We start from the raw sequence: 18710 nt of genomic DNA on the forward strand, positions 1-18710 counted from the left end.
GGCCGTCAGTGGACGCCGAGCCAGCTCTCGATCGGGTTGAGGGCGAAGTACACCAGGAAGATCACCGTCAGGCCCCACATGAAGGCCCCGATCTCCCGCGCCTTCCCCTGGGCGATCTTGATGGCGACCCAGGAGATGACGCCCGCCGCCACACCGGTGGTGATGGTGTACGTGAAGGGCATCAGGACCACGGTCAGGAAGACCGGGATCGCGGTGGCGCGGTCGGCCCAGTCGACGTGCCGGGCGTTCATCATCATCATGGCGCCGATGACGACGAGCGCGGCGGACGCGACCTCCTGGGGGACGATCGCGGTCACCGGCGTGAAGAACAGGCAGGCCGCGAAGAACAGGCCGGTGACGGCGGAGGCGAGACCCGTACGGGCGCCTTCGCCGACGCCGGTCGCCGACTCGACGAAGACGGTCTGGCCGGAGCCGCCCGCCACGCCGCCGATCGCGCCGCCGGCGCCGTCGATGAAGAGCGCCTTGGACAGGCCCGGCATGCGGCCCTTGTCGTCGGCGAGTCCGGCCTCGGTGCCGACGCCGATGATGGTGGCCATCGCGTCGAAGAACCCGGCGAGCACGAGCGTGAAGACGATCATGCCGACCGTCATCGCGCCGACCTCGCCCCAGCCGCCGAACTCGACGTCGCCGAAGAGGGAGAAGTCGGGCGTCGAGACCGCGCTGCCGTGCAGCTCGGGGGCGCCGTTGGCCCACTGCTCGGGGTCGATCACGTCGAGCGCGTTGAGGATCATCGCGACGACGGTGCCGGTGACGATGCCGATCAGGATCGCGCCGGGGGTGTTGCGCGCCTGGAGCATGAAGATCAGGAGCAGGGTGCCGGCGAAGAGCAGGACGGGCCAGCCGGCGAGTTCGCCGGTGGCGCCGAGCGTCAGCGGGGTCGCCTTGCCCATCTGCACGAATCCGGACTTGTAGAGGCCGATCAGAGCGATGAACAGGCCGATGCCCATGGTGATGCCGTGCTTGAGCGCCAGCGGGATCGCATTCATGATCATCTCGCGCAGCCCGGTGACGACGAGCAGCATGATCACGACGCCGTACATCACGCACATGCCCATGGCCTGCGGCCAGGTCATCTGGGGGGCGACCTGCGAGGAGATCACCCCGGAGACGGACAGGCCGGCAGCGAGGGCGAGCGGGACCTTGCCGACGAAGCCCATCAGGAGCGTGGTGAACGCGGCGGCGAAGGCGGTCGCGGTGATCAGGGCCTTCTGGCCCAGCGTGTCACCGGCGGCGTCCTTGCCGGAGAGGATCAGCGGGTTGAGCAGGAGGATGTACGCCATGGCCATGAAGGTCGTGACGCCCCCGCGCACTTCGCGTGCGACGGTGGAATTCCGGTCGGATATGTGGAAGTACCTGTCGAGCCAGGATCTGCCGGCCGGCTGACGCGAACCCGCGCCCGCGTCGTCGGCGGCTGTCCTGGGCTCCACGGACTGCTGGGTCATGGTGCCTCGTTTCCCAAGGTTCAAAGGGGCACCCGCGAACTGCCGTTGCGCGTGCGGGATTTGGGATGGCTGCACGACCCGGGGGACGGCCCGAGACGGACTGCAACTGGGGTGCGCGGGGGACGACGTCCCCCGTGTTCTTCGTGGCCGGTCCGGCCCCGCGGGGCCGGACCGTCGCACACGGCTAGGCCGGAGCCGCCGTGCCCGTCAGGTGCTCGGGCCGCACAGGCGTCCGGTCGAGCGCCAGGCCCGTCGCGTTCCGGATCGCCGCGAGGACGGCCGGGGTCGACGAGAGGGTGGGGGCCTCGCCGATGCCGCGCAGCCCGTACGGGGCGTGCTCGTCGGCGAGTTCGAGCACGTCGACCGGGATGGTCGGCGTGTCGAGGATGGTGGGGAGCAGGTAGTCCGTGAAGGAGGGGTTCCTGACCTTGGCGGTCTTGGGATCGACGACGATCTCCTCCATCACGGCGATGCCCATGCCCTGGATGGTGCCGCCCTGGATCTGGCCGATCACGGAGAGCGGGTTGAGCGCCTTGCCGACGTCCTGGGCGCAGGCCAGTTCGATGACCTTGACCAGGCCGAGCTCGGTGTCGACCTCGACGACGGCGCGGTGCGCGGCGAACGAGTACTGCACGTGCCCGTTGCCCTGGCCGGTGCGCAGGTCGAAGGGTTCCGTGGGCCGGTGGCGCCACTCCTCCTCGACCTCCACCGTCTCGCCCTCGAGCACGTCGACGAGGTCGCCGAGGACCTCGCCGCCGTCGGTGACGACCTTGCCGCCCTCCAGCAGCAGTTCGGCGGTGGCCCAGGCCGGGTGGTAGGAGCCCATCTTGCGGCGGCCGATCTCCAGGACCTTCTCGCGCAGCAGCTCGCAGGCGTTCTTGACGGCGCCGCCGGTGACGTACGTCTGACGTGACGCGGACGTCGAACCGGCCGAGCCCACCTGGGTGTCGGCGGGGTGGATGGTGACCTGGTTGATGCCGAGCTCGGTGCGGGCGATCTGCGCGTGGACGGTGATGCCGCCCTGGCCGACCTCCGCCATGGCGGTATGCACGGTGGCGACGGCCTCGCCGTTGATGACCTCCATGCGCACCCTGGCGGTGGAGTAGTCGTCGAAGCCCTCGGAGAAGCCGACGTTCTTGATGCCGACCGCGTAGCCGACGCCGCGTACGACGCCCTCGCCGTGCGTGGTGTTGGAGAGGCCGCCGGGCAGCTGGCGTACGTCGGAGCCCTCGCTGGACTCCCACTGGCGCTCGGGCGGCATCGGCATGGCCTTGATGCGGCGCAGCAGTTCGGCGACCGGGGCCGGCGAGTCGACCGGCTGTCCGGTCGGCATGATCGTGCCCTGCTCCATGGCGTTGAGCTGGCGGAACGCGACCCGGTCCATGCCCAGCCGGTCGGCGAGCTTGTCCATCTGGGCCTCGTAGGCGAAGCACGCCTGGACCGCGCCGAAGCCGCGCATGGCGCCGCAGGGCGGGTTGTTCGAGTAGAGCGCGATGGCCTCGATGTCGACGTCGTCGATGACGTACGGGCCCACCGAGAGCGACGAGGCGTTGCCGACGACGGCCGGGGAGGCGGAGGCGTAGGCGCCGCCGTCGAGCACGATCCGGCACTTCATGTGCGTGATCTTGCCGTCCTTGGTGGCCCCGTGCTCGTAGTGCAGCTTGGCGGGGTGGCGGTGGACGTGGCCGAAGAACGACTCGAACCGGTTATAGACGATCTTGACGGGCTTGCCGGTGCGCAGCGCGAGCAGGCAGGCGTGGATCTGCATCGACAGGTCCTCGCGCCCGCCGAACGCGCCGCCGACGCCGGAGAGCGTCATGCGCACCTTCTCCTCGGGCAGGCCGAGGACGGGGGCGATCTGCTTGAGGTCCGAGTGCAGCCACTGGGTGGCGACGTACAGGTCGACGCCGCCGTCCTCCGACGGCACGGCGAGACCCGACTCGGGGCCGAGGAACGCCTGGTCCTGCATGCCGAAGTAGTAGTCGCCCTCGACGATGACGTCGGCGCGCTCGCGGGCCGCGGCCACGTCGCCGCGGACGATCGGCTGGCGGTGCACGATGTTCGGGTGCGGGACGTGGCCGATGTGGTGGTCGTCGCGGTTCTCGTGGACGAGGATCGCGCCCGGCGCGGTCGCGGACGCCTCGTCGGTGATGACGGGCAGTTCGCGGTAGTCGACCTTGATCTTGGCGGCGGCGCGGCGCGCGGTCTCCGGGTGGTCGGCGGCGACGAGCGCGACGGGCTCGCCGTGGTGGCGGACCTTGCCGTGCGCGAGGACGGGGGTGTCCTGGATCTCCAGGCCGTAGTTCTTCACGGCGGTGGGCAGGTCGTCGTAGGTGAGGACCGCGTAGACGCCGGGCGTCGCGAGGGCCTCGCCGGTGTCGATGGAGAGGATCTCGGCGTGCGCGACCGGGGAGCGCAGGAGCTGGCCCCACAGCATGTCCTCGTGCCACATGTCGGAGGAGTACGCGAACTCGCCGGTGACCTTGAGGGTGCCGTCCGGGCGGAGCGTGGACTCGCCGATGCCCCCCGTGGACTGTGCGCCCTGCGTCACCTTCGCGGGGATGCCGGTGGTGCGGGTGTCAGCCATGTCCTTCAGACCTCCTCGGACTGGCGCGCGGCAGCGAGCCGCACCGCGTCCATGATCTTCTCGTAGCCCGTGCAGCGGCACAGGTTGCCGGAGAGGGCCTCGCGGATGTCCGCGTCGGACGGGTTCGGGGTGCGCTCCAGCATCTCGTCGGCGGCGACCAGCAGACCCGGCGTGCAGAAGCCGCACTGGACCGCGCCCGCGTCGATGAACGCCTGCTGAATTGGGGCAAGTTGGGTGCCCTCGCCGGTCTGCGAGTCGGTGCTCTGCGCGGCCTTCCAGCCCTGGGCGTCCTGGAGGGACGTGCCGTGGGAGCCGTCTTCGTGGGCGCCGCAGGAGCGGTTCCTGGCGAAGTCCGCGAGGCCCTCGACGGTGACGACCTCGCGGCCCTCGACCTGTCCGGCGGCGACCAGACACGAACAGACCGGCACACCGTCGAGCCGGACGGTGCAGGAACCGCACTCGCCCTGTTCGCAGGCGTTCTTGGAGCCGGGCAGGCCCATCCGCTCACGCAGGACGTACAGGAGGGACTCGCCCTCCCACACGTCGTCGGCTTCCTGCTGACGGCCGTTGACCGTGAAATTGACGCGCATTACGCGACACTCCCCTTTTCGATGGAGCGGCCGTCGGAGCCGCGGTAGGACTCCCAGGCCCAGGTGAGCGTGCGGCGGGCCATGATGCCGACCGCGTGCCGGCGGTACGAGGCGGTGCCCCGCACGTCGTCGATCGGGTTGCAGGCGGCGGAGCACAGGTCCGCGAACTGCTTGGCGACCGAGGGGGTGATGATCTTGCCGTTGTCCCAGAACCCGCCCTCGTCGAGCGCGGCGTTCAGGAACTGTTCGGCCTCCTTGGCGCGGATCGGGGTCGGCGCGGCGGAGCCGATGCCAGTGCGCACGGTGCGCGTCTCGGGGTGGACGGCGAGGCCGAAGGCGCACACGGCGATCACCATGGCGTTGCGGGTGCCGACCTTCGAGTACTGCTGCGGTCCGTCGGCCTTCTTGATGTGGACGGCGCGGATCAGCTCGTCCGGGGCGAGCGCGTTGCGCTTCACGCCGGTGTAGAACGCGTCGATCGGGATGCGCCGGGACCCGCGTACGGACTCGGCCTCGACCTCGCAGCCGGCGGCGAGGAGCGCCGGGTGGGCGTCCCCTGCGGGCGAGGCGGTGCCGAGGTTGCCGCCGACGCCGCCGCGGTTGCGGATCTGCGGCGAGGCGACCGTGTGCGAGGCGAGCGCCAGACCCGGCAGCTCGGCCCGCAGGTTCTCCATGATCGCGCTGTACGGGACGGAGGCGCCGAGCCGGACCGTGTCCGAGGGCCCCTCGCCCACCTCCCACTCGCTCAGCTCGCCGATGCGGTTGAGGTCCAGGAGGTACTCGGGCCGCCGGTGGTCGAAGTTGATCTCGACCATGACATCGGTGCCACCCGCAATCGGCACAGCTGTGGGGTGCTCGGCCTTGGCGGCGAGCGCCTCCTCCCAGCTGGCGGGGCGAAGGAAGTCCATGAGCGGCTCTCTTCATTCGTCGTTCGTGGTTCGTTGGATCACTTCGAGCCACGGATGTGCGGATCGCGGGGGCTCGTTCATGTGCTGTTAACGCGGAGTGGGCCCAGTACACCGTCCTGTGCTCCGCCAGGGTCAGTCACGGAAACCATGAAGGAGTTGGCTGACCAACACAGGTGTCTTGTAGATTCGTATGAACGGAGAACATCAGTAACCTCTCCGTTTTCCTGCTGACACCCAGGAAACAGTTCGAGACAGATCGGCGGCGACGACGACATGCGGCTGCGCGCATTGCTGGACACGGACGCGCTGGGCCTCAGGCTCCTCGGCGGCGACGACGAGCTGGACCGCACCGTCCGCGGCGTGATGACCACGGACCTGCGGGACCCCAGCCGCTATCTGTCCGGGGGTGAGCTGGTGCTCACGGGCCTCGCCTGGCGCCGGGACACCACCGACTCCGAGCCGTTCGTGCGGATCCTGGCCGCGGCGGGCGTCGCGGCGCTCGCGGCCGGCGAGGCCGAGCTGGGCGCGGTCCCCGAGGACCTGGTGGAGGCGTGCGTCCGGCACCGCCTGCCGCTCTTCGCGGTGAACGAGTCGGTGGCGTTCGCGACCATCACCGAGCACGTCGTGCGCCAGGTCTCGGGCGAGCGCGCCGGCGACCTGGCCGCGGTGGTGGACCGGCACCGGCGCCTGATGACGTCGGGCCCCGCGGGCGGCGGCCCCGACGTCGTGCTCGACCTGCTCGGCAGCGACCTGGACCTGCGGGCGTGGGTGCTCTCCCCCGCGGGCCGCGCCATCGCGGGCTCGAACGCGACCGGCCCCGACCTGCCCGCCGACGTCTGTGCCCGGCTGGCCGCCGAGCACCTGTCGGCGGTCCGCGCGGGCCGCCGCGCCCCGCACCGGGTCACGGTCGGGAACACGACGTACTCGGTCTTCGGGATCCGCTCCGGTGGCCGGAACGCGGTCCTCGCCTCCCGTGACGTCCGCGAGACGGTCCTCTCCGACTGGCTGCTCGCCGTGGAGGCGGACGCGGGCGACTGGCCCGAGGAGCGGCTCGACCTGCTCCAGGGCGTCACCCAGCTGATCTCCGTGGAACGCGACCGCCGCGACGCGGCCCGCACCGTGCGCCGCAGGCTCGCCCAGGAGGTCCTGGAGCTGGTCCAGACGGGCGCGGCCCCGGCCGAGATCGCCGCGCGGCTGCGTGTGACGGCCCCGGTCCTGCTGCCCGGCCTGGGCGCGGCCCCGCACTGGCAGGTCGTCGTGGCCCGCGTCGAGTGGGAGGGCGGGGAGATCGAGGGCGGCCCCGTCGCCCAGTCCCTCCTGGAGGAGATCCTGGTCGACCCGCTCTCCGCGGGGTCCGAGCCGTCCGACCGGATCGCGGTGGCGCACACCGGCGACGAGGCCGTCGCGCTCGTCCCGCTGCCCGCGGTCTCGGCCGAGCACGACGGTTCGGAGCAGGGCCTCATCGCGGACTCGCTGCTGGCGACCGTACGGGACCCGCTGGCGGCGGGGCTCTCGGACGACGGCCGCCTGACGATCGGCGTCAGCGCGGCCGTGCACTCCGCGGAGGGGCTGCGCGGCGCCCTGGAGGAGGCCCGGCACGCCCGCCGGGTGGCGGCCGCCCGTACGGGCCGGGTCTGCGCCGCGGGCCACCAGGAGCTGGCCTCGCACGTCCTGCTGCTGCCGTTCGTCCCGGACGACGTGCGCCGCGCGTTCACGGCCCGTCTCCTCGACCCGCTGCGCGAGTACGACCGCAAGCACCGCGCGGAGCTGATCCCGACCCTGGAGGCGTTCCTCGACTGCGACGGCTCGTGGACCCGCTGCGCGGGCCGCCTGCACCTGCACGTCAACACCCTGCGCTATCGCGTCGGCCGGATCGAGCAGCTGACGAACCGTGATCTCTCGCGCCTGGAAGACAAGTTGGACTTCTTCCTCGCCCTGCGCATGAGCTGACACGTCGGCGGTCGCGAGCCGCGCCCGCCGACACCCTCCCTTTGTGAAATCTTTCACCCACCCTCTTGGCCGGGTGCCGTGATCCGTGCTGAGATGCCCCACGACAACTCGGCTCGACGGCGTGCTCGGGGAGGGCAACGTGGCGCATACCGCCATGTCTGGTACGGGAACGAACGCAGGGGACGATCCACTCCAGACCGCGGTATGGCGGCTGCGCTCGCGCGCCTGCTGGGCCGACGCCGCCGCGCTGCTCGACGCGCACGCGCCGACGGACCCCGCCGCCGCGCTGCAACGCGCGGCGCTGCTCGGTGAGCGCTGCCTCTACACGGAGCAGGGCTGGGCCGAGGCGGAGGACGCGCTGCGCGCCGCAGAGGCGGTCGCCCACACGGACGACGAGCGCGGCGCCGCGGCCTGCGAGCGCGGCCAACTCGCTTATTCCTCTACGTTGTTGAAGGTACGGGACCGGGTCGACGAGGCCCGCTCGGCGTTCGGCCGGGCGGCGGCGCTCCTCACCCCCGGCGCGGCGGCCCGGCCGCTGCTCGACTTCCGCCGCGGCCTGCTGGCGGAGAACCTGGCCGGCTCACCACAGGCGGCGCGGGCCGCGTACCGCAGGGCACATGCGGGCGCGACGGCCCACGACGACCCGCTGCTGCTCTCCTTCACCTGGCGGCATCTGGCCGGACTGGCGCTGCGCGAGGGCGAGTTGGCGGAGGCGCGGCACGGTTTCGCGGAGTCGCTGCGGCTGCGCGAGGAGCTCGGCTTCCTGGTGGGCACGGCTCCGGCGCTGGTCTCCCTCGCGGAGGCGGAACCCGAACCGGAGACGTCGGCGCGGTTGCGCGCGGAGGCGGGGCGGCTGTTCCGGCTGCTCGGGGGCGTGCCGACGTGGCTGGCGGGGGCGTTGCCCGCGGCGGCCTGAGGGGCGACCGCTACGGGCGCGGGTCGCGGGGCCCGGCGCCGGGCGCGGGTCGCGAGGTCCGGCCCCAGGCGCGGGTCGCGAGGTCCGGCCCCGGATCCCGCCCCGCACGCGCGGCGGGATCCGGCTCAGCCGAAGTGCTCCCGCACCAGGGCGCCGACCGCGGTCAGGTCCTGGGCCTCCAGCGCGTCCAGCAGGGCGACGTGCTGCGCCGCGTCCGCCATCAGGTCGCACCCGGCCCACACCACGCGGCGCCGCAGATCGTCGGCGATCCGCACGAGCTGCTCGTTCCCGGCGAGCGCCAACAGGGCCCGGTGGAACGCCCGGTCGGCCTCCGCGTACCGCGCGAGGTCGCCGCAGGCCGCCGCGGCGACGGTCGCCTCGGCGCTCGGCCGGACGGCGGCCCAGCGCTCCGCCGGCAGCGTCCGGGCGAGCCGGAGCACGATCGGGGCCTCGACGAGGCCGCGCACCTCGGCCAGCTCTGCCCGCTCCCGGGCGGTCCGCTCGGCGACCCGGAACCCCCGGTTCGGCACGACCTCGACGGCGCCCTCCCGGGCCAGCTGCTGCATGGCCTCGCGCACGGGCGTGGCCGAGACCCCGAACCGCTCGCCCAGGACCGGCGCCGAGTACACCTCGCCCGGCGCGAGGTCGCCGGAGACGAGCGCGGCCCGCAGCGCGTCGAGCACCTGCCCGCGCACGGAGGTCCGCTCGACCGTCCCGCGCACCGCGAGCCGCGGCGCGGGCGGCTCGCTGTGAGTGTGCTCACCCCGGCTGGGCCCGGGCGCGGAAGTCTGTGGCGGCGCCCCGGCCCAGGCGGCGGCCGACCGCTGCCCGGGCACCCCGAATGCCGCCGCGGAGCCGTGTGCCGGACGCGTGCTGGCCTGCCCCACCCCGCTCATCCCCTTCGCCGCCGTTCCTGGCCGTTACCGGCTGTTTGTCCCATGCTCAACCAGAACGATAGGGCGCTCGGCCCACACTTCAAACCCCGGTCCCATCGGGTAAGGTAAGGCTTACCTGCAAACGATCGTGATTCGGTGGTCACTGCATGACCCTCCTCACCCCGGCGCACGCCGCGACGGACACCGCGGTCTCGGCCGCGTACGCCCGCCTCACCGAGGTGTTCCCGAGCCTGCGCATCGACGAGTTCGGCCCGCACGAACCGCTGCCGGGGGAGGCCGGCTGGGTCGGCGCCCGGCAGCTCGCCGAGGGCGGCGCCGCGCTCGACGCCTTCCTCTCCTGGGACGACGCGCAGGTCCTCAAGGACTACGGGCAGCAGGCCCGGCCCGACGTCATCGCCAGCTTCGGCCTGCACCGCTACGCGTGGCCCGCCTGCCTGCTCATCACGGTCCCCTGGTTCCTCCACCGCCGCGTGCCGCGCTTCCCCGTCGCGAACGTCTCGCTCCAGCGGGCGCTGGGCCGGATGGCCGTACGCGTCACCGATTTCGCCTGTCTGCCCGGGGACCCGGCGGCGAGCCTGCCCGGCGCGCACGTCGTCCCGGACGAGGAGGCCCTGCGCGCCGAGCTGCGGGCGGCCGTCGCCGAACACCTGGGGCCCGTCCTCACCGGCTTCGGCCCCCGGATGCGGCGCGGGCCGCGCGCCCTGTGGGGCATGGCCACGGACGAGATCGTCGAGGGCCTCTGGTACGTCGGCCATCTGCTCGGCGAGGAGGGCCGGGCCATGACCGAGCTGGAGGAGCTGCTGCCGGGGACGACGAAGCCGTACGTCGGGAAGGCCGCGTTCCGCGAACTGACCGGCCCGAACGGGGAAACGCTGCCGACCCGCGACCGCGCGAGCTGCTGCCTCTTCTACACGCTGCGCCCGGAGGACACCTGTGTGACCTGCCCGCGCACGTGCGACGCGGACCGCATCGCGCGCCTCACGGAATCCGCCGCGGTCTGAACGCAACCCGCACCCGGCCGAACCACTCGTCCGGGTGACGTAAATCGAACTCAACTTCCGTTCCTGCTCCGGGAGTTCGAGCGTACGGCCGTTTTATGCGCCCCCTTGCACTCCAATGGCGTTCTCTTGTCCCGAATCCCCCTGCGGGCCCGGGCGGCTGGGCCAATATGGCGCCCGAAACGCCCTATCGCTAGGCAGGGGACCCCTGATGAGACTGACCGACATATCGCTTGACTGGCTGCTTCCGGGCGCCGTGCTGCTCCTGGGCCTGCTGGCGGCGGTTGCGGTGCTCGCGCGCGGCAAGCGCTCCGGGGACGCCGGGAAGAAGGGGGCGTCGTCCGCCGACGCGTCGTGGGAGCGCAGCGAGGACCGCCGCAGACGCAAGGAGACGGTCTACGGCTCGGCCTCGTACGTGCTGCTGTTCTGCTGCGCCGCCGTCGCCGCCGCGCTCTCCTTCCACGGCCTCGTCGGCTTCGGCCGGCAGAACCTGAACCTGACCGGCGGCTGGGAGTACCTCGTCCCGTTCGGGCTCGACGGCGCCGCGATGTTCTGCTCGGTGCTCGCCGTGCGCGAGGCCAGCCACGGTGACGCCGCGCTCGGCTCGCGGATACTCGTGTGGACGTTCGCGGGCGCCGCCGCCTGGTTCAACTGGGTGCACGCGCCGCGCGGGCTTGACCACGCGGGCGCCCCGCACTTCTTCGCGGGGATGTCCCTGTCGGCGGCGGTGCTCTTCGACCGCGCCCTGAAGCAGACGCGCCGCGCGGCGCTGCGCGAACAGGGCCTGGTGCCGAGGCCGTTGCCGCAGATCCGGATGGTGCGATGGCTGCGCGCACCCCGGGAGACGTACAGCGCCTGGTCGCTGATGCTCCTGGAGGGCGTACGGACACTGGACGAGGCGGTCGACGAGGTGCGCGAGGACAAGCGGCAGAAGACGCAGGACCGGATGCGGCGGCGCGAGCACGGGAAGCTGGAGCGCGCGCAGCTACGGGCGCTCAGCCGTGGGCACCGTCCGTTCGGCGGGCGCGGCGGGCGCCAGGTGGAGGTGCCCGCCGTGACGGCCTCGGCGGGCTCCGGGCCGAACGGCGCGGAGCCTGCCATATCGCCCGGCAGCCCACCGCCGGAGCCCTCGCAGGACCAGCTTCCCCTGCGCGCCAGGCCCTCGCTCCAGGCCGTCAGGGGCACGACTGAACCGCAGTCCGCCACCGTCGATCTGACGGCGGAGGACGACACCCAGGCGCTGCCCCGGCTGGATTCGCTGGAGCGAAAGCTCAAAGACCTGGAGCAGCAGTTCGGCTGAGGCTCCGTCAGCTCCACCGAAAGGTGCGGCGGCACTGTCGTGACGCGAACGTCACGCGGTGCCGCCGTCCAGTTCGAACCACACCACCTTCCCGGTGCCGCCCGCGCCGAGCATCACCACGCCCCAGGCGTCCGCGAGGGACTGCACCAGGACCAGGCCCCTGCCGTTCGTACCGTCGTCGGCGATCGGTACGCGCAGCTTCGGCTTGCGCTCCGCGTCGTCCCGGACCTCGACCCGCAGGCCGCGCGGGCCCACTGTCGCCGTGAGCTCCGCGTCGCGGTCCGTGTGCACCAGCGCGTTGGTCACCAGCTCACTGGTGAGCAGCTCGGCGATCTCCGATCTTCCCGGCCTGCCCCACTGGCTCAGCAGTTCGCGCAGTGCCAGCCGGGTCTCCGGCACCGCCTTCAGATCCGCCTTGCCGAGCATCCGCTTCAGCTGCGTCGGCGGTCCCTCCCCTTGTGCGGTTCGTGCGGCTCTGTTCGCGTCGGCCTTCTCCGTACGTCTCATGGAGACCCCGCCCCTCGTCGGGCTGTCCCCCGGTACCTGCCCTTTCATGACCCCCGCCCACACGCCGATCCCGATGCCTTCCCTCGCTCTGGACTCGTGCTGCTCGGCCTGTCTGTCGAACGCGTACACGGGGATGCATGCCCATTGGGCATGTCGGCACTCTTGTTGATTCGTCCACCACCCACGGGTGTCCACAGGCCGCGCGGGGAAGGAAGCGTGGGATCGCCGCAGGACGAGTACCGACAAGGAGCCGCCGTGCACGACGACCGACACCTCGTGGAGGGCCGACTCGAACGGGCGATGCGCCAGTTCGTGCGACCGGCGCAGTACGCCGCGCGGGCGCCGCTGACGCTGAGCGTCTGGCACACGCCGGGCGAGCCCGTACCCGTGGCCGAGGCGCTGGAAGGGACGTACGAGCCCTTCGCGTCCGGCTCCGCATGGGGGAAACCCTGGTCGACCAGTTGGTTCCGGCTCGAAGGGCAGGTGCCCGCCGAGTGGGCCGACCGGCGCGTGGAGGCGGTGGTGGACCCCGGCTTCTCCGGGCAGGGTCCGGGTTTCCAGGCGGAGGGGTTGCTGTACGACGCCACGGGCGTGCCCCTGAAGGGCATCCATCCGCGCAACCGGCACCTCACGATCGCGGCGTCCGCCACCGGCGGCGAACCGGTCCACCTGCTGCTGGAGGCGGCGGCCAACCCCACGGTGCTGCGCGACTTCGAGCCCACGCCCCTCGGTGACGTGCTGACCGCCGGAGATCACCCCATCTACCGATTCCGCTCTGCCGACTTGGCCGTACTCGACGAGGACGTCTGGCATCTGGTGCTCGACGTCGAGGTGCTCTCCGAGTTGATGCACGAGCTGGACCCGGGCCGGGCCGGCCGGCACGACATTCTGCGGGCCCTGGAACGGATGCTGGACGTACTGGATCTGCACGACGTCTCCGGGACGGCGGCGGCGGCCCGCGCGGAGCTCGCCGACGTCCTGTCCCGGCCGGCCCACGCGAGCGCGCACCGGGTCTCGGCGACCGGGCACGCGCACATCGACTCGGCGTGGCTGTGGCCGCTGCGCGAGACGGTCCGCAAGGCGTCGCGCACGTTCGCGAACGTCACGGCGCTGGCCCGCGACTACCCGGAGCTGGTCTTCGCGTGCTCGCAGGCGCAGCAGTACGCGTGGGTGAAGGAGCACCAGCCGCACATCTGGGAGCGCATCAAGAAGGCGGTGGCGGACGGCAACTGGGCGCCGGTCGGCTCGATGTGGGTGGAGTCGGACGCGAACATGCCGGGCGGCGAGGCGCTGGCACGGCAGCTCGTGCACGGCAAGCGGTTCTTCCGGGACGAGCTGGGCGTGGAGACGGAGGAGATCTGGCTGCCGGACTCCTTCGGATACACCGCCGCCTTCCCGCAGTTGGCGAAGCTGGCGGGCGCCAGGTGGTTCCTGACGCAGAAGCTGAGCTGGAACCAGACGAACAAGATGCCGCACCACACGTTCTGGTGGGAGGGCATCGACGGCACCCGCGTGTTCACCCACTTCCCGCCCGTGGACACCTACAACGCGCAGTTCCACGCCCGTGAACTCGCGCACGCCGAGCGGAACTTCGCGGAGAAGGGCGGCGCCTCGCGCTCCCTCGTCCCGTTCGGCTGGGGCGACGGCGGCGGCGGCCCGACCCGCGAGATGCTGGAGAAGGCGCGCCGGCTGCGCTCCCTGGAAGGCTCGCCGCGCGTCGAGATCGAGAAGCCGTCGGCGTTCTTCGAGGCGGCGTACGCGGAGTACGGGGCGAAGGCGCCCGTCTGGTCGGGCGAGCTGTATCTGGAGATGCACCGGGCGACGTACACGACGCAGGCGAAGACGAAGCAGGGCAACCGGCGCTCCGAACACGCCCTGCGCGAGGCCGAGTTGTGGTGCACCGCCGCCGCCGTGCGCGATCCGTCGTACGTGTACCCCTACGACACCCTCGACCGGCTGTGGAAGACGGTGCTGCTGCATCAGTTCCATGACATCCTGCCCGGCTCGTCGATCGCCTGGGTCCACCGGGAAGCCCGGGACACCTACGCACGCGTCCTCGCCGAGCTGGACGAGATCACCCGCGAGGCGGTACGCCACCTCGGCGGGGGCGAGGCGTCCGGCGGGGTGGCGGCGCTGAACGCCTCCCCGTACCCGCGCAGCGAGGTGGTGGCGCACGACGGCCGGCTGGTGCACGTGAGCGTCGACGGGCTCGGCACCCGGAGTCTGGCCGACGCCGCCGGTGAGGTCCGCGGCCCCGGCGCCCACGCCGCGGCGACCCGCGAGGCCGACGCGATCGTGCTGGCCAACGAGCATCTGGCCGTCACCGTCGACAGTGACGGGCTCCTCTCCTCCGTACGGGACCTGGAGCACGGCGGCCGCGAGGTCCTGGCCCCGGGGAGCCGCGGCAACCTCCTCCAGCTGCACCCCGACCACCCCACCCAGTACGACGCCTGGGACCTGGACGCGCACTACCGGCACACCCGCACCGACCTCACGGACGCCGAGTCGGTGGAGCTGGTCGAGGACGGGCCACTGCGCGTCTCGGTCCGTGTCACCCGCGCCTTCGGGGCGTCCCGCGTCACGCAGGAGTACCGGCTCGCCGCGGGCAGCCGCCGCCTCGACGTCGTCACCGACATCGACTGGCAGGAGTCGGAGAAGGTGCTCAAGGCGGCGTTCCCGCTGGACGTGCACGCCGAACGGTCGGCGGCCGAGATCCAGTTCGGGCACGTGCACCGGCCCACGCACGCCAACACCGGCTGGGACGCGGCCCGTTATGAGATCTGCGCGCACCGCTGGCTGCGGGTGGCCGAGGAGTCGTACGGCGTCGCCCTGCTCAACGACTCGATGTACGGCCATGACGTGACGCGCGTCCCGCACGCGCAGGGCATCGGCACGACCGTCCGGCTGACGCTGCTGCGCGCCCCGCACAGCCCCGATCCGGAGACCGATCTCGGCACGCACCGCTTCACGTACGCGCTGCTGCCGGGCGCCACGACGGGCGACGCGGTGGCCGGGGGGCTCGCGCTGAACCTGCCGCTGCGGATCGCGGAGGCGGGCGCGGTCCCGCCGCTCGTCACGGTCGACGACCCCGCGGTGACGATCGAGTCGGTGAAGCTCGCCGAGGACCGCGGCGGTGACGTGGTGGTGCGGCTGTACGAGTCGCGGGGCGGACGCGCGACGGCGACGCTGACGGCGGCGTTCCCGGTGGCGGGCGCCGACGAGACCGACCTGCTGGAGCGCCCGCTGAAGCCGGCGGACACCTCGGACACCGGCCTGGCGCTGTCCCTGCGCCCGTTCCAGATCCTGACGCTGCGGCTGCGTCCCGTGTGAGCCGTACGCCGCCGCCCGGCCGGGTCCGGGCGGCGGCGTACGGGCGGGTCAGGGGCGCGGCACGTTGCGGAGGTTGGAGCGGGCCATCTGGACCATGCGGCCCACGCCGCCGTCGAGGACGATCTTCGACGCGGAGAGGGCGAAGCCGGTCACCATGTCGGCGCTGATCTTCGGCGGGATGGAGAGGGCGTTCGGGTCGGTGACGATGTCGACGAGCGCCGGGCCCTTGTGCTTGAAGGCGTCCTTGAGGGCGCCCGCGAGCTGCTTGGGCTTCTCCACCCGGACGCCGTACGCCCCGGCGGCCCGGGCGACGGCGGCGAAGTCGGGGTTCTTGTTGGTGGTCCCGTACGAGGGGAGGCCGCCGACCAGCATCTCCAGCTCCACCATGCCGAGCGAGGAGTTGTTGAACAGGACGATCTTCACCGGCAGGTCGTACTGGACGAGGGTGAGGAAGTCGCCCATCAGCATCGAGAAGCCGCCGTCGCCGGACATGGAGATCACCTGGCGGCGGCGGTCGACGAACTGGGCGCCGATGGCCATGGGCAGCGCGTTCGCCATCGAGCCGTGCGAGAAGGAGCCGATGACGCGGCGCCGCCCGTTGGGCGAGATGTAGCGCGCCGCCCATACGTTGCACATGCCGGTGTCGACGGTGAACACGGCGTCGTCGTCGGCGAGTTCGTCGAGGACGGAGGCGACGTACTCGGGGTGGATCGGGACGTGCTTGTCGACCTTGCGGGTGTACGCCTTCACGACGCCTTCGAGGGCGTCGGCGTGCTTCTTCAGCATCTTGTCGAGGAAGCGGCGGTTGGTCTTCGGCTGCACGCGCGGGGTCAGACAGCGCAGCGTCTCGCGTACGTCGCCCCAGACCGCGAGGTCCAGCTTCGAGCGCCTGCCGAGGTGTTCGGGGCGCACGTCGACCTGGACGATCTTGACGTCCTTCTGCGGCAGGAACGCGTTGTACGGGAAGTCGGTGCCGAGCAGGATCAGCAAGTCGCACTCGTGGGTGGCCTCGTAGGCGGCGCCGTACCCGAGCAGCCCGCTCATGCCGACGTCGAAGGGGTTGTCGTACTGGATCCACTCCTTGCCGCGCAGGGCGTGCCCGACCGGTGACTTGATCCTCTCGGCGAACTCCATGACCTCGGCGTGCGCCCCGGCGGTGCCGCTGCCGCAGAACAGCGTGACCTTGTCCGCGGCGTCGATCATCTTGACGAGCGTGTCGATCTCGGTGTCGCCGGGGCGGATGCTGGGCCGGGACGTGACGAGCGCCGTCTCGGTGCCCTGGTCGGGGGCCTCCTCGTCGGCGATGTCACCGGGCAGCGTGACGACGCTGACGCCGGACCGCCCGACCGCGTTCTGGATGGCCGTGTGCAGGACGCGCGGCATCTGTTTCGGACTGGAGATCATCTCGCTGTAGTGCGAGCACTCCTGGAAGAGCCGGTCGGGGTGGGTCTCCTGGAAGAAGCCGAGGCCGATCTCGCTGGACGGGATGTGGGAGGCCAGGGCGAGAACGGGGGCCATGGAGCGGTGGGCGTCGTAGAGGCCGTTGATGAGGTGCAGGTTGCCGGGGCCGCAGGAGCCGGCGCAGGCCGTCATCTTGCCCGTGATCTGCGCCTCGGCGCCCGCCGCGAAGGCCGCGGTCTCCTCGTGGCGGACGTGGACCCAGTCGATGGCACTGTTGCGGCGGATCGCGTCGACGACCGGGTTCAGGCTGTCGCCGACGACGCCGTACATGCGCTGGACGCCCGCGCGGACGAGGATGTCGACGAACTGCTCGGCGACGTTCTGCTTGGCCATGACTCACGTGCCCCTTCGGAACCGATCGCTGCGTGATCGCTGCTGGTGGGTTCCATGAGCTCACAAGGGGCGCCGTTACGCCTCCCAAACGGCGGCGGCGGTCCGGTCGTCGGCATAACCCTTGACCCGCACCTGGGCGTCCGCGAGGAACGCGGCGAGGCCCGGCGGCTCCTTCTCCGCCCACCTGCTCGCCAGGTGGCGGCAGAGGTCGGGCTCGCCGCGCAGCGGCTCGGCCAGGCCCGCCGTGCACAGCAGCAGCGTGTCACCCGGTCGGGCGACAGAGGCCCGGAAGCGGAACGGGTCGCGGGACGGCTCGGGCGCCGGCTCGTAGGGGCTGGGCGGTGTGGTGATCCCCAGGTCCATGGTGAGCGGGTCGTCCCCCGGGGTCTCGGCGGGCGGCGGCGATCCGTACCCGACGACGGGGGCGCCGCTCCGCTCGGCGACGCTCGGCACGTGCGGCTCCAGGTTCTGCCACTCACCGCCCCGCAACCGGAACAGGCCGCCGCCGCCGACGCCGAAGAAGACCCGGGTCCTGCACCCCGGGTCGGCGGGCACCAGCAGGCAGCGCAGGCCGGCCGCGTACTCCTCGGGGTCCAGGCCCTGCTCGGCGGCGCCCGCCCGCAGCCTGCCGAGGCTGCGGTCGGTGAGCCGCTGCAGCCCCGACTTGAGGTCGCCGCGGCGGCCCGCCCTGATGTCCTCGGCCAGCCGGGCGTGGCTGCGCCCCACGGCGCGTCCGATCCAGTCGCACGCCTCGGCCCCGGCCCGGTGCGCGCCCGGCGTCGCGCGGGCGCCGGTCGCCATGGCGACGAGGACGAGCGCGCCGGTACCGCTGCCGAACCGGGCGGTGAGCAGGCTGTCCCGCCGGGGCTCGCCGCGGTAGCGCGCGGAGTCGCCGCGCACGGAGGCGGCGCGCAGGGTCCAGCTGCCGTACTGCGCCCCGTCGAGCACGGTGTCGGCGACGAGGCCGCCGAGCTCGTCCGGATCGGCGGCGGGCAGGGTGGTGGGCTCGGCGTCGTAGGTGGGCGGCCCGTCCCCCACATAGGCGACGGAGAGCGGCGCGGGCACCGCGGGAGCGAGGAGCGGCGAACCGGCGCCGGCGGGCGCGCCCGGCCCGGACGGTCCGGGATCGGCGGGCCCGTCGGGGCGAGGTGGTTCGCGGCCGTCGGTCCCGTCCGGGTGGACGGCGTCGGGCCGTACGTCGCCGTCGTCCTCCCCCGCGGTCCGGGAGGGCCCGTCCGGGGCGCGGGGCGCGGGGACGGAGTCCGGCGGAGCCGTCACCGCGCCGACCGAGGCGAAACGGTCGTCCAGGGTGTCCGCGGCCGGGGCCGGTCCGGTGTCGTCGGCGATGCCGGCGGCAGCGTCTTCGTACAGCTGACCCCACCAGTCGTCCTCTCGGGCCGGGCGACGGGTGGGCCTCTCCCCCTGCTGGCTCATGTCCTCATTGTCCACGGCACGGGCCGTACGAAAATGG

13 protein-coding genes are annotated in these 18710 nt (G+C 72.4%); 5 read left to right on the forward strand and 8 right to left on the reverse strand.

Going from position 1 to position 18710, the window contains the following annotated elements:
- Positions 1-5: 5 nt before the first annotated feature.
- From ACZ45E_RS04400 to ACZ45E_RS04415, 4 genes are all read right to left on the reverse strand, one after another.
- Entirely contained in the window at positions 6-1463 is a 1458-nt protein-coding gene (locus tag ACZ45E_RS04400) for an NCS2 family permease (protein ID WP_468216378.1), read from the reverse strand.
- A gap of 184 nt (positions 1464-1647) precedes the next feature.
- Positions 1648-4050, reverse strand: coding sequence for a xanthine dehydrogenase family protein molybdopterin-binding subunit (locus ACZ45E_RS04405; RefSeq protein WP_468216379.1), 2403 nt, complete (start codon positions 4048-4050; stop codon positions 1648-1650).
- Positions 4051-4055: 5 nt separating this feature from the next.
- Positions 4056-4640: a (2Fe-2S)-binding protein gene (locus tag ACZ45E_RS04410; RefSeq protein ID WP_468216382.1), complete on the reverse strand. Its 585-nt coding sequence runs from the start codon at positions 4638-4640 to the stop codon at positions 4056-4058.
- Positions 4640-5548 carry an FAD binding domain-containing protein gene (locus ACZ45E_RS04415; RefSeq protein WP_468216385.1) on the reverse strand — a complete coding sequence of 303 codons (909 nt, stop codon included), beginning with the start codon at positions 5546-5548 and terminating at the stop codon, positions 4640-4642. Before ACZ45E_RS04415 ends, ACZ45E_RS04410 begins: the two co-directional genes overlap by 1 nt.
- Positions 5549-5821: 273 nt before the next feature.
- Here ACZ45E_RS04415 and ACZ45E_RS04420 point away from each other — a divergent pair, with 273 nt between their 5' ends.
- The gene (locus ACZ45E_RS04420) at positions 5822-7498 is read left to right on the forward strand and encodes a PucR family transcriptional regulator (protein WP_468216388.1); all 1677 of its coding nucleotides are present in this window, start codon (positions 5822-5824) and stop codon (positions 7496-7498) included.
- A 139-nt stretch (positions 7499-7637) separates the two neighbouring features.
- Positions 7638-8414: a hypothetical protein gene (locus tag ACZ45E_RS04425; protein ID WP_468216391.1), complete on the forward strand. Its 777-nt coding sequence runs from the start codon at positions 7638-7640 to the stop codon at positions 8412-8414.
- A gap of 125 nt (positions 8415-8539) precedes the next feature.
- Here the strand turns inward: ACZ45E_RS04425 and ACZ45E_RS04430 are convergent, their stop codons facing one another.
- Entirely contained in the window at positions 8540-9310 is a 771-nt protein-coding gene (locus ACZ45E_RS04430; RefSeq protein ID WP_468216394.1) for a GntR family transcriptional regulator, read from the reverse strand.
- 146 nt (positions 9311-9456) lie between these two features.
- On the opposite strand from ACZ45E_RS04430, the gene ACZ45E_RS04435 reads away from it, so the two are divergent.
- Both ACZ45E_RS04435 and ACZ45E_RS04440 read left to right on the forward strand, forming a co-directional pair.
- The gene (locus ACZ45E_RS04435) at positions 9457-10311 is read left to right on the forward strand and encodes a (2Fe-2S)-binding protein (protein WP_468216396.1); all 855 of its coding nucleotides are present in this window, start codon (positions 9457-9459) and stop codon (positions 10309-10311) included.
- 208 nt (positions 10312-10519) lie between these two features.
- Complete coding sequence (locus ACZ45E_RS04440; RefSeq protein ID WP_468216399.1) at positions 10520-11608, forward strand: DUF2637 domain-containing protein; 1089 nt, start codon at positions 10520-10522, stop codon at positions 11606-11608.
- A 51-nt stretch (positions 11609-11659) separates the two neighbouring features.
- Here ACZ45E_RS04440 and ACZ45E_RS04445 read toward each other — a convergent pair whose 3' ends face one another.
- On the reverse strand, positions 11660-12115 hold the full coding sequence (locus ACZ45E_RS04445; protein WP_468216401.1) for an ATP-binding protein: 456 nt from the start codon (positions 12113-12115) through the stop codon (positions 11660-11662).
- Positions 12116-12370: 255 nt separating this feature from the next.
- Here ACZ45E_RS04445 and ACZ45E_RS04450 point away from each other — a divergent pair, with 255 nt between their 5' ends.
- On the forward strand, positions 12371-15445 hold the full coding sequence (locus ACZ45E_RS04450; RefSeq protein ID WP_468216404.1) for an alpha-mannosidase: 3075 nt from the start codon (positions 12371-12373) through the stop codon (positions 15443-15445).
- A gap of 48 nt (positions 15446-15493) precedes the next feature.
- Here the strand turns inward: ACZ45E_RS04450 and ACZ45E_RS04455 are convergent, their stop codons facing one another.
- On the reverse strand, positions 15494-17239 hold the full coding sequence (locus ACZ45E_RS04455; RefSeq protein ID WP_468216405.1) for a pyruvate dehydrogenase: 1746 nt from the start codon (positions 17237-17239) through the stop codon (positions 15494-15496).
- Positions 17240-17314: 75 nt separating this feature from the next.
- Entirely contained in the window at positions 17315-18673 is a 1359-nt protein-coding gene (locus tag ACZ45E_RS04460; RefSeq protein ID WP_468216408.1) for a protein phosphatase 2C domain-containing protein, read from the reverse strand.
- Positions 18674-18710 lie beyond the last annotated feature (37 nt).

Source organism: Streptomyces sp. NPDC030991, from assembly GCF_055571235.1.